Here is a 10068-nt window from a genome sequence, read left to right on the forward strand (position 1 = left end):
CAGTCGAGGTTCGCTTTGCTCAGGAAAATTCTCGTCAGCCAGCTTCGCTTCGGGATGTATGTGCATTCGGTGGAAGGCAGCTGGTTCGATCACCCGTTCTGGCGCAGCAAGTTCCTGTTGACCGATCCGGCCGATCTGCAGACCTTGCAGCGCAGTGGTGTTGGCGCGGTATGGATCGACATCGGCAAAGGCGTCGATGTCGACACTGCGGCGGTCGCTACCGACGCGCCGCAGCCATTCGTCGAGGCCGCCCCGGCAGCGGTACGTCCCGCCGCACCGGCTGTGCAGCAGTGCAGCGTGGAAGAGGAGTTGCAGCGCGCGACGAAACTGCTCAATCGCTCCAAGCAGCAGGTCACCTCGCTGTTCAACGAGGCGCGCCTGGGCAAGGCGGTCGATCCACAGCAGTGCCTGCCGCTGGTGGAGCAGATTTCCGCGTCCCTGGCGCGCAATGGCTCGGCATTACTGAGCCTGGCGCGGTTGAAGACCAAGGACGAGTACACCTATATGCATTCGGTGGCGGTCTGCGCGCTGATGGTCGCGCTGGGCCGCCAGCTCGGGCTGAGCGAGCACGAGGTTCAGGAGGCCGGCCTGGCCGGGCTGCTGCACGACATCGGCAAGATGGCCATGCCGCTGGATGTACTGAACAAGCCGGGCAAGCTGAGCGACGACGAATACGCGATCATGCGCAGCCATCCCGAGCGCGGGCATGCCATGCTGCTGGCCGCGGACACGGCCGTGTCCGAGGCGGTGCTGGACGTGTGCCTGCACCACCATGAAAAGATCGATGGCACCGGTTACCCGCATGGACTGGCGGGCGAACAGATCAGCCAGTTGGCGCGCATGGGCCCGATCTGCGATGTGTATGACGCCATCACTTCGGATCGCCCGTACAAGAGAGCCTGGGATGCCTCCGGTTCGCTGGCGCGCATGGCGCAGTGGCAAGGGCACTTCGATACCAAGCTGCTGCATGCCTTCGTCCGCACGGTCGGCATCTATCCGCTGGGATCGTTGGTGCGCCTGCAGTCGGGCCGGCTCGGCGTGGTCATCGAGCACAACGCCCGGCAGCTGACGGCTCCCCGCCTGAAGCTGTTCTACTCGACCCGTTCGCGCGCCAATATACCGCCGGTGGAACTGGACCTGTCCAGCCCGCAGTGCAGCGATCGCATCGTCGGCCGCGAAGACCCCGCAGCCTGGGGCTTCACGCACCTCGACGAGCTGTGGACATAGTCCGGCGGTCGTAAAAGCGGCTCGTTGCGGCTAGACTGCCGCCCCCGAATGCGATTCGCCCGGCGAATCGCTCAGAGAAACGAGTTCGTGATGCCCATGACCTGGCTGCCTAGTCCGCCATAGCGCTCCGCCCCCTCGCGTCACCTTGCGACTGCCTGTCATGGGGCGGTCGTATCCTGCTGTCCGCGGGTTTCGCCCATCGACAGCCGAATCATTCAAACCAAAAAACTAGCCTTGTATCGCTGCCGACCGCCCATGGTCTGCATGGTGGTGCCTTTGCTCTGGATTTTCCGATGCTGCATACCCTCAAACAGAACTGGTTTTCCAATATCCGCGGCGACCTCCTCTCCGGACTCGTCGTCGCGCTGGCGCTGATTCCCGAAGCCATCGCCTTTTCCATCATCGCTGGCGTCGACCCGCGGGTCGGCCTGTACGCATCCTTCTGTATCGCCGTGGTGATTGCCTTCGTCGGCGGCCGTCCGGGGATGATCTCCGCCGCGACCGGCGCCATGGCGCTGCTGATGGTGACGCTGGTGCGCGAGCACGGCCTGCAGTACCTGCTGGCGGCGACGCTGCTCTGCGGCGTCTTTCAGATCGGCGCCGGCTACCTGCGCCTCGGCTCGCTGATGCGCTTCGTCTCGCGCTCGGTGGTCACCGGCTTCGTCAATGCGCTGGCGATCCTGATCTTCATGGCCCAGCTGCCGGAGCTGACCAACGTCACCTGGCATGTCTACGCGATGACGGCGGCCGGCCTGGGCATCATCTACCTGTTCCCCTATGTGCCGAAGATCGGCAAGGTCATTCCTTCGCCGCTGGTGTGCATCCTCGTGCTGACCGCCATTGCCATGTACCTGGGGCTGGATATCCGCACCGTCGGTGACATGGGGCAGTTGCCCGACACCCTGCCGGTCTTCCTCTGGCCCGAAGTGCCGCTGACCTTCGAGACACTGGCGATCATCCTCCCGTACTCGGCTGCGCTGGCGGTGGTCGGCCTGCTGGAGTCGTTGATGACCGCGACCATCGTCGACGAACTGACCGACACCGGCAGTAACAAGAATCGCGAGTGCAAGGGCCAGGGCATCGCCAACATCGTCTCGGGTCTGTTCGGCGGCATGGCCGGCTGCGCGATGATCGGCCAGTCGGTGATCAACGTGAAATCCGGCGGTCGCACGCGGTTGTCGACGCTGGTCGCCGGTGTGGTGCTGTTGCTGATGGTGGTGTTTCTCAGCGACTGGGTCGGGCAGATTCCCATGGCGGCCCTGGTGGCGGTGATGATCATGGTGTCCATCGGCACCTTCAGCTGGGACTCGCTGCGCAACCTCAAGCGCTATCCGCTTTCCACCAATATCGTGATGGTGGTGACCGTGGTGGTGGTGGTGTTCACCCACAACCTGGCCTACGGTGTACTGGCCGGCGTGCTGCTGGCGGCGATGTTCTTCGCCAACAAGGTGGGGCACTACATGAGCATCGATTCGGCGCTGGAGGCCGACGGCAATGCCCGCCGCTACCAAGTGGTCGGCCAGGTGTTCTTCAGCTCGGCCGACAAGTTCGGCGCGGCCTTCGACTTCAAGGAAGCGCTGGGCAAGGTGACCATCGATCTGTCCCGCGCGCATTTCTGGGACATCACCGCCGTGTCGGCGCTGGACAAGGTGGTGCTCAAGTTCCGCCGCGAGGGCACCGAGGTCGAGGTGCTGGGGTTGAACGAAGCCAGCGCGACCATCGTCGATCGCTTCGGTGTGCACGATAAACCCGATGCCATCGACAAGCTGATGAGCCACTGACCAGGAGAACCACAATGACCCATGTAATGGCCTGTATCGACGGCTCCCCGCAAGCGGCTGCAGTCTGTGACTGTGCGGCCTGGGCCAGCCGGCAACTGGGCGCACCGCTGACGCTGCTGCACGTGCTGGACCGACAGCAATACCCGGTGTCCGGCGACCTGAGCGGCATCATTGGCTTGGGCAGCCGCGAGTTCCTCCTGCAGGAGCTGGCGACCCTGGACGAGAAGCGCGCCAAGCTGGCCCTGGAGGAGGGCCGCATGATGCTCGACGCGGCGCGCCAGCGGGCGATCTCCGCCGGCGTAGCGCAGCCTGAGTGCCGCCAGCGGCATGGCGACCTGGTCGAGACGCTGCGTGACCTGCAGGACGAGACGCGGCTGCTGGTGGTTGGCCGGCAGGGTGAAGACAGCGGCGATGCCATCCAGCACATTGGCAGCCAGCTCGAGAGCGTGATCCGCACCATGCACCGGCCGATCCTGGTCACGGTCGGTGAGTTCTCGCCGCCGCGCAGCCTGATGCTTGCCTTCGATGGCAGCGCGACGACGCTCAAGGGTATCGAGATGCTCGCCAGCAGCCCGCTGTTCCAGGGCATGCCCATCCACCTGGTGATGGTTGGCAACGAGAGCGATGAAGCCCGAACGCAGCTGGATGCCGCGCGAGATGCACTGGCCGCTGGCGGCTTCGAGGTGCATAGCGCGATTCGCGCCGGCGAAGTCGAGCCGACGCTGCATGCCTACCAGGCCGAACACGGCATCGACCTACTGGTGATGGGCGCCTACGGCCATTCGCGCATTCGCCAGTTCTTCGTCGGCAGCACCACCAGCAGCATGCTGCGGACCAGCACCACGCCGCTGCTGTTGCTGCGCTGATCGGCCGCGCGACCGCCGCAGGCGGTCGCGCGAAGGTCAGCTGTACAGATCGGCGCGGGTCCAGGGCAGCTCATGGGTGCCATCCGGCAGCGGCTTGCTGGCGAGGATCTGATGCAGGTCGATCCAGTCGCGGCGGAAGCCGTAGGCACAGCCTGCCAGATACACCCGCCAGATCCGCAAGGCGCGCTCCGCAACCAGCTGTTGCGCTTCCTGCAGATGCTCTTCCAGCCGCTCGCTCCACAGCTGCAGCGTGCGCGCGTAGTGCAGGCGCAGGCTTTCCACATCGACGATTTCCAGCCCCGCTTCGCTGATGCAGCTGCTGATCTTCACCAGATGCGGCAGCTCGCCATGCGGGAACACATAGCGATCGATGAACTCACCGGCACCATGGGCCACCGGCCTGCCATCCAGATGGCGCGAAGTGATGCCGTGATTGAGCACCAGCCCGCCGGGCCGAACTGCGCCGAACAGCTGCTGGCAGTAAAGCGGCAGGTTGGCATGGCCGACGTGCTCGAACATGCCGACGCTGACCACCTTGTCGAAGCGGCCATCCCGCGGCAGGTCGCGGTAATCCATCAGCTCCAGCTGCACCTGATCCTGCAGCCCCTCGGCGGCCACGCGCTCGCGGCCCAGCGCCAGCTGCTCGCGACTGAGGGTGATGCCGAACACCTGAACGCCGAACTCGCGCGCGGCAAAACGCGCCAGCCCGCCCCAGCCGCAACCGACATCGAGCAGCCGTTCGCCGGGCTTGAGCCGCAGCTTGCGGCAGATCAGCCGCAGCTTGGCCTGCTGGGCCTGGTCGATGCCTTCTTCGCCGGTTTCGAAATAGGCGCAGGAATAGACCATCTCCCGATCCAGCCATAGCCGATAGAAGTCATTGGACAGGTCGTAGTGGTAGGAAATCGCTTCGGCATCGGTGGCCTTGTCGTGCGCCTCCCGCGAGGGGGATGCGGCATCGTGCTCGCCCAGCGCCCGACTGATCTCGTCGCCGATGCGGATCACCTCTTCCAGCGGCCCGAGCAGGTCGATCTGCCCTTCGACATAGGCCGCACCGAGAACATCCAGGCTGGGATGGGCCAATTGCGTGATGAGGTTCGGGTCCCTGATGACCAGCGTGACGCAGGGGGAAGGGCCAATGTCGATCTCTTTGCCGTCCCACAACTGCAGCTTCAGCGGCAAGGCAAGTTCTTTCAGGGCCGGTAGCAATGTCGCCAACATGCTTGATCTCCTATCTGTGCGTTCCGTGGAAAAATCCTAGACCATGAAATCGAAACTGTAGGCTATGGTGATGATAGTTTGATGCTATGGGCCGAACGGCTGCGAACGTGCCATTGACGGCTTAACTCGCAAGCCGATGCCCCGACACGAGGTGCTATGGAGCAAGTCCGCCCCCAACAACGTGTGCTGATCCTGGTCGCCAGCGGCCCCAGCACCCCCGCGCGCTGCGCCGCGCCGTTCCACATCGCGACGCTGCTCGCCTGCATGGATGCCGAGGTGACCCTCTACCTCACCGGCGAGGCCACGCAACTGGCGCGTCGCGAGGTGGCCGAATCACTCCGTGCGGTGGACGGTGGCGAGTCGCTGCTGCACTTCATCCGCAACGCCAGACAGGCCGGCGCGCGGCTGTTGATGTGCCGTCAACCCGGCGTCCGCGTCGATCCCGAGGCACTGATCGCCGAGCTGGATGAAATCTCCAGTGGTGGCGAACTGGCGCAGATGATCCTGGAATACGAACGGGTGCTGACCCTATGAACGTGCATGGCCTGGAATTTCCCGACTCACTGCGTTACGCGCCGGAGCACAGCCTGTGGCTGCGTGAGGAGGCCGACGGCAGCGTCACCCTCGGCCTGACTGCCTACGGCTGCGCGCTCTATGGCCAGATATTCGCCTTCACGCCCAAGCGAGTGGGTGCGTGCATCGAGCGCGATCGCAGCTTCGGCGTGGTGGAATTCGCCAAGGCCGCCTCCTCGGCGCGCAGCCCGCTGGCTGGCGAACTGCTCGCAGTCAACGAGGCGCTGTCAGAGCGACCGGGACTGATCAATCGGGATTGCTACGGTTCCGGCTGGATGGTTCGCCTGCGGCCCGAAAACTGGGCCGCAGTGCGCGACGAATTCCCGCTGGGCGCGGCCGCACAGGCTGCCATCGCCGAACGCATGCGGCTGGACAACTTCGACCCGGCCAACGCCCACGTCCAGGCGTTGCAGTGGAAATAGCGGAGATGGAAGCGACTTCGGGTGGGCTTTAGCCGTTCCCCGGCACGAAGCGGCGGCCGCCAGCAGGGATGGCGGCGCAATGCGCCTTCAGGGATCGTCCGGCGTCGAGCCGTCGAGCACCTTCATGCAGCTTTCGTTGATCGCCTGGTCCAACTGCCTGATACAGATATCGATCGCCAGGTCGCGCGTGCGCTTGTTCGTCCACTCCAGCTCGGCAAGCGTTTCGATCAGATCCTGATGCCCGCTCTCGTTGACCAGCATCCCGTGCTGAACCGTCAGCGTCCGCCCCTGAAAGCTCAGCTGCACGGGGTCCCGGCCAACCAGCGAAGCGCCTGCAGCCAGCAGGCAATCGACATGATCACGCAGCGCGTGCAATACACGACGCTCTTCGTGCCGTTCACTCACAAGGCCTCTCCTGTCCCTGGAAAGAAAAAACGCGGATTGTGACGCGCTTCGCGCTGATGGTCGATAGCTTTTTGACATCACGACTGGGCCAGGCTGTAGTGCTGGCGCAGAGCGCGGCGTTCAGATCGGATGGCGAAATTGGCGGAAGGCAGTGAGAGTCGAGCTCGTTTTTCTGGCTCGCAGTGATCGGCTGTCTTCGGCTTTGCTGGGCCTACCGCTTGCGCAGGCCCGCTTTGTTCTGCTCTATACGGCAGTGATTTCGACACTTTATCGACACGCCCACAGGTTCTAGCGGGCTGAGGTATTAGAGAGGAGCTTAGGCGAGTTTCCGGAAATTAAAGTGCTCGTCACAATAGTCGTTTAAGACGTCATAAACAAAATGGGTTGTTACACCGAGTTCTAGAGCCGCGTCGGGCAATTGAATTTTTTTTCTCTGCTCGGGCTTGCTTAGTTCGTGTGTAACTATTGAATAACCGTGAGCCATCGCGGTTGCTAATAAAAAAGCATCGGCCACAGTTGATTTAGCAAATTCTGCCTTTGCGTGTTGCCTAAAGTGCGTATTTGCGTTACTCCAGCGCATTACCTCAGCATATTTCGCCATGACCGCTGCGTCAGTATCGTCCGGAATGAAAAAAGTTGCCGGCAGTTCTTCAATCCAGTTCTTCACCGGATCATCCAGCTCTCCCTTCATTATCTCTTTTTTTACTTTTTCGGTGCTATACGCGATTCCGTGCAGATGAGCATGTTCTACCCATTTCCAGAACTGCGAGCAGAAATCAAAGCGGTAATGAAAATTCTTGGCTTGAAAAAATACGTTGGAGTCAATTAAAAATTTATGCATGACTGCGAAGGTTCTTTTTGTAAATGTTGGCAACGGTATCAGGCGTAATGTTAAGCAGCCTGGCTGCATCGCGTATTAGAACATTACCTTCCATGGCGCTTCGCACTAAGGCATTTGTTAGTTTTTTGCTGTTTCTTATCGGGATCGTCGCATAAGGATTCCCACCAGAAGTGGTGGCAGTCCTTTGGCTTTGTGCATAGACAGAATGGTATTTGTCGCGCCCGATTTTACCCAAGTCAAGGGCTTTTCGAGCAATTACCAGTCTGCTTACTTTGAAGTGTTTAGAAAGAGTTTCGATAGAGGGCTGGTGCTCTTCATTCCAAAGATTAAGAAACTCTTCCGTAGGTGTTAATAGCTCGGCCGCAACTTTATTGCAAAGAAACTCTATGCTTCCTTTGCTTTGAAAGTCTGTAGGGGCTGGAATGTCGGAAACTCCGCTCTCACCGATCCAGATATGTGCAATCTCGTGCGCTAGCGTAAAAATCCATGCCGCTTCCGCATCGCGCCCATTAATAAAAACTACAGGAGCGTACTTGTTACAGATTGCGAAGCCGCGAAATTCTGCTACAGATAAGGATTTTCTTGTATTGCTTCTAACAATGCCGCTTTTAAATACAAGGACGCCAATTTTTTCGAATTTTTCCGCAAGGATTTTGTAGTATTCGTCCGTGTTGCGGGCTTTTCTTCTTGTTTCTGCGGTAATGTCAGCTGTCTTGGAAATGTCTGCTGCTATTATTTTTGCGGGTGTGTTTTTATCATAGCGCCCAACAAAATCTAGCGGCTCTGCGCCTACGTCATTTAAGTAGTCTAAATACCAGTCTTGTTTTTTTACCACGTCATCAAGGACTTCAAAAAAATCACTTCCAAACGGTGCTGGGTTTGGAATTTGACGCATGTCTGGTATTTGTGGCTTTGTAACGGTAGGAGGTTCTTCTAAGAATAGATAGCCAAAAGGGATGTTAGTCGTAGCAGCCACTTTTTCTAGTTGGCGAACAGTTAGTTGCCCTGCTAGAAAGCGATCAATAATTTTTTTTGCAACGATTTCTTCCGCTAGGCTTTCTAGAGTTTTCCCTGCTTGGCCTGCAGCCCAGTCTAGAACCGCCTGAGAAACTTGCAATGTGTCCATTTTCTCAATTCTTTTGATATTCGATCATGGCTATGCAACATGTTCTATTGATGTGCTTGGCTGTCGTTCGTTCAGCTTAATTTGCATTGTCATAATCAGGGCTCGTCTGGCCCGACTCTGGAGCTATCTGCCCGCTCGCTAGCCATAGCGCGTATTGCGGATAGATCTTCACTAGTACATCTATCTCTTCAGTGCTGATCCGCACTGCGCCTTTGCTAAGGCTCTTCCAACGATTGTGGTCAGTTCCGCTTTCGGTACTGATTTTTTTTGGGCCATACATCTTTATCAATAGGCGTGCCCTATCGGCGGAGCTTTGCATATAGATATTAATTTTCTCTTTTTTTGGGGCAACTGTTGCTCCCGGTCGAGTGAGGGCTATATTTGCTCTGGGGCAATATTTTCCCCTTCGGATCATCAATCAATCAATGCTGAATATAGTGGATTAAAGCCGATGGATACGGAAGGTCTTGACCCGCAAAAGCTGCACGGCGCCCCGCCCCTGATGCCGTGGCCGAAGTTCGCCGAGTGGATCGGCATGGGCGACGAACCCATCGTGGTACGCACCTGGGTGGAGCGTGGCTACCTGCCTTCCAAAAGGGTCGGCAAACGCACCATGTTCAATGTTGCGCTGCTGACCCAGCAGCTTCTCGAACAGGAGTGGACGCTATGAGCAAGGCAGACGACAGCCTCGACCTGTGCAGCATCAAGACCTTTGCCGAAATGAGCGGCGTATCTGTAGAAGAAGCCGCCGACTGGGCCGCCACCGGCACTATTCCAACGATGCGCCTCGCGGACTTCCGCATGGTCAACCTCGCGCGCCTGCGGGCCGACCTGAAGAAAGGCAAAAAGGAGTTCAAGGAAGGAGACTACAGCCATGCATAAGCCCGTCACCCTGGATGCCGAAACCGCCAAGGCTTACATCGGCCAGTCCGTTCTGCTTGAGCTGCATATGGACGAAGACGAGCCGCCTTACTGGTGCTGCGTGCACATCGTCGGCGTCGTGCTGTCGAAGGAAGGCGTTTGGGATTACCCCTATTTCATGGCGGTGAGCTTCGTCGACGACGGGCGCACGCCGAGCGAAATCCCCTTCGTGGACATTCTTACCATCAGGGCGATGCGGTACCACGACCGGCACGGTTCCGGCAACGTACTGGGCCGCGTCGCCCTCGCTAATGCCGGGAGGTCAGGGGCCGCGCTCCCGGCTCGTCGGGACAGCTTCACCGTCCCGTCGAACGTAAGCACGGGCGCAGCGCACCCTTGGCTGGAGGCCGCGTAGTTCGGGGCTTGTAGAGCGAGAATTGGCGGAAGGCAGTGAGAGTCGAACTCACCCGGGAACGGCTGCCGCCCCCAACCAGGTTTGAAGCCTGGCCGCACCACCGGGTGCGATTGCCTTCCTTGTCGGTACAAGCGTTGTGCGTCCTGTCGGCGGAGGATCGGCAAGGTCCGCTCGACGCCCCACAAAGTATCCTGCAAATGATGCGGAGCCAAGGGCATTCGGGCAACGGTTGGGTGGAGGTTCCGGCCCTGCCGGGTCGGATATCACTGGCTGCCGGCAACGGAGTGTCCGCCGGCGATGGCTATCGGCCTCGGCGGTTTCCGCAAAAAAAAA

General features: G+C 59.8%; 12 protein-coding genes and 1 tRNA gene. 8 read left to right on the forward strand and 5 right to left on the reverse strand.

The window, feature by feature from the left end; translation table 11 throughout:
• Positions 1 to 15 precede the first annotated feature (15 nt).
• The 3 genes from B597_RS34210 to B597_RS34220 all read left to right on the forward strand — a co-directional run bounded on the left by B597_RS34210 (position 16) and on the right by B597_RS34220 (position 3874).
• Complete coding sequence (locus B597_RS34210) at positions 16 to 1227, forward strand: cyclic di-GMP phosphodiesterase (protein ID WP_003291727.1); 1212 nt, start codon at positions 16 to 18, stop codon at positions 1225 to 1227.
• Positions 1228 to 1520: 293 nt separating this feature from the next.
• Complete coding sequence (locus tag B597_RS34215) at positions 1521 to 3008, forward strand: SulP family inorganic anion transporter (RefSeq protein WP_003291728.1); 1488 nt, start codon at positions 1521 to 1523, stop codon at positions 3006 to 3008.
• A 14-nt stretch (positions 3009 to 3022) separates the two neighbouring features.
• Positions 3023 to 3874, forward strand: coding sequence for a universal stress protein (locus tag B597_RS34220; RefSeq protein WP_003291729.1), 852 nt, complete (start codon positions 3023 to 3025; stop codon positions 3872 to 3874).
• Positions 3875 to 3910: 36 nt separating this feature from the next.
• Here the strand turns inward: B597_RS34220 and cfaB are convergent, their stop codons facing one another.
• Positions 3911 to 5092, reverse strand: coding sequence for a C17 cyclopropane fatty acid synthase CfaB (gene cfaB / locus B597_RS34225; protein WP_003291730.1), 1182 nt, complete (start codon positions 5090 to 5092; stop codon positions 3911 to 3913).
• A 156-nt stretch (positions 5093 to 5248) separates the two neighbouring features.
• Between cfaB and B597_RS34230 the strand changes: the two genes are divergently transcribed.
• Positions 5249 to 5626: a DsrE family protein gene (locus B597_RS34230; RefSeq protein ID WP_024161972.1), complete on the forward strand. Its 378-nt coding sequence runs from the start codon at positions 5249 to 5251 to the stop codon at positions 5624 to 5626.
• Positions 5623 to 6087: a glycine cleavage system protein H gene (locus B597_RS34235; protein ID WP_003291733.1), complete on the forward strand. Its 465-nt coding sequence runs from the start codon at positions 5623 to 5625 to the stop codon at positions 6085 to 6087. The genes B597_RS34230 and B597_RS34235 overlap by 4 nt, the downstream gene beginning before the upstream one ends.
• Positions 6088 to 6174: 87 nt before the next feature.
• On the opposite strand, the gene B597_RS34240 is transcribed toward B597_RS34235, so the two are convergent.
• From B597_RS34240 to B597_RS46385, 3 genes are all read right to left on the reverse strand, one after another.
• Positions 6175 to 6492 carry a hypothetical protein gene (locus B597_RS34240; protein WP_003291735.1) on the reverse strand — a complete coding sequence of 106 codons (318 nt, stop codon included), beginning with the start codon at positions 6490 to 6492 and terminating at the stop codon, positions 6175 to 6177.
• Positions 6493 to 6808: 316 nt separating this feature from the next.
• Entirely contained in the window at positions 6809 to 7333 is a 525-nt protein-coding gene (locus B597_RS34245) for a DUF4411 family protein (RefSeq protein ID WP_031323421.1), read from the reverse strand.
• Complete coding sequence (locus B597_RS46385; protein WP_226924967.1) at positions 7326 to 8459, reverse strand: ImmA/IrrE family metallo-endopeptidase; 1134 nt, start codon at positions 8457 to 8459, stop codon at positions 7326 to 7328. The genes B597_RS34245 and B597_RS46385 overlap by 8 nt, the downstream gene beginning before the upstream one ends.
• 451 nt (positions 8460 to 8910) lie before the next feature.
• Between B597_RS46385 and B597_RS34250 the strand changes: the two genes are divergently transcribed.
• From B597_RS34250 to B597_RS34260, 3 genes are read left to right on the forward strand one after another with little or no spacing between them, the layout of a single operon-like run.
• Positions 8911 to 9129, forward strand: coding sequence for a hypothetical protein (locus B597_RS34250; RefSeq protein ID WP_003291738.1), 219 nt, complete (start codon positions 8911 to 8913; stop codon positions 9127 to 9129).
• Entirely contained in the window at positions 9126 to 9341 is a 216-nt protein-coding gene (locus B597_RS34255) for a hypothetical protein (protein ID WP_003291739.1), read from the forward strand. Before B597_RS34250 ends, B597_RS34255 begins: the two co-directional genes overlap by 4 nt.
• Entirely contained in the window at positions 9334 to 9735 is a 402-nt protein-coding gene (locus B597_RS34260) for a hypothetical protein (protein WP_003291740.1), read from the forward strand. Before B597_RS34255 ends, B597_RS34260 begins: the two co-directional genes overlap by 8 nt.
• Before the next feature lie 23 nt (positions 9736 to 9758).
• Here B597_RS34260 and B597_RS34265 read toward each other — a convergent pair.
• Positions 9759 to 9854: transfer RNA gene (locus tag B597_RS34265), tRNA-Sec, on the reverse strand.
• Between the last annotated feature and the right edge of the window lie 214 nt (positions 9855 to 10068).

Origin of the sequence: Stutzerimonas stutzeri KOS6 (assembly GCF_000307775.2) — a bacterium.
Classification (GTDB): domain Bacteria; phylum Pseudomonadota; class Gammaproteobacteria; order Pseudomonadales; family Pseudomonadaceae; genus Stutzerimonas; species Stutzerimonas stutzeri_B.